Origin of the sequence: Shewanella sp. ZOR0012 (genome assembly GCF_000798835.1) — a bacterium.
Taxonomy (GTDB): domain Bacteria; phylum Pseudomonadota; class Gammaproteobacteria; order Enterobacterales; family Shewanellaceae; genus Shewanella; species Shewanella xiamenensis.
Map to the genome: position 1 here is coordinate 1 of NZ_JTLE01000058.1, position 1190 is coordinate 1190.

1 protein-coding gene is annotated in these 1190 nt (G+C 47.6%); it reads left to right on the plus strand.

What is annotated here, in order from left to right; all coding sequences use genetic code 11:
- A partial coding sequence (gene tuf / locus L976_RS01460) for an elongation factor Tu (RefSeq protein WP_047533472.1) occupies positions 1-1146 on the plus strand: 1146 nt, incomplete at its 5' end.
- Positions 1147-1190 lie beyond the last annotated feature (44 nt).

Below are 1190 nucleotides of genomic sequence, written 5' to 3' on the forward strand. Positions count from 1 at the left end.
AACGTGGGCACCATCGGTCACGTTGACCATGGTAAAACCACTCTGACTGCAGCTATCTCTCACGTACTGGCTAAGACCTACGGTGGTGAAGCTAAAGACTTCTCTCAAATCGATAACGCTCCAGAAGAGCGTGAGCGCGGTATTACCATCAATACCTCTCACATCGAGTATGACACCCCAACTCGCCACTACGCACACGTAGACTGCCCAGGCCACGCTGACTATGTTAAAAACATGATCACTGGTGCTGCACAGATGGACGGCGCGATCCTGGTAGTTGCTTCTACAGACGGTCCAATGCCACAAACTCGCGAGCACATCCTGCTGTCTCGTCAGGTTGGCGTACCATTCATCATCGTATTCATGAACAAATGTGACATGGTTGACGATGCTGAGCTGTTAGAATTAGTGGAAATGGAAGTACGTGAACTGTTATCAGAATACGACTTCCCAGGTGATGACTTACCAGTAATCCAAGGTTCAGCTCTGAAAGCGCTAGAAGGCGAGCCGGAGTGGGAAGCGAAGATCCTTGAGCTGGCAGCAGCTTTAGACTCTTACATTCCAGAGCCAGAGCGTGATATCGATAAGCCATTCCTGATGCCAATCGAAGACGTATTCTCTATTTCTGGCCGTGGTACAGTAGTAACAGGCCGTGTAGAGCGTGGTATCGTTAAAGTGGGCGACGAAGTAGAAATCGTTGGTATCCGCACGACTTCTAAAACAACTTGTACTGGCGTAGAAATGTTCCGTAAGCTGCTTGACGAAGGTCGTGCAGGTGAGAACTGTGGTATTTTATTACGTGGTACTAAGCGTGATGACGTAGAACGTGGTCAAGTATTATCTAAGCCAGGTTCAATCAACCCACACACTACTTTTGAATCAGAAGTTTACGTTCTGTCAAAAGAAGAAGGTGGTCGTCACACTCCATTCTTCAAAGGCTACCGTCCACAGTTCTACTTCCGTACAACTGACGTAACCGGTACTATTGAACTGCCAGAAGGCGTAGAGATGGTAATGCCTGGTGACAACATCAAGATGGTTGTTACGCTGATTTGCCCAATCGCGATGGACGAAGGTTTACGCTTCGCAATTCGTGAAGGTGGCCGTACAGTAGGCGCTGGTGTTGTAGCTAAGATCATTGCGTAATAGCAATTGTGATTAGAAAAAAGGAAGCTTAGGCTTCCTTTTTT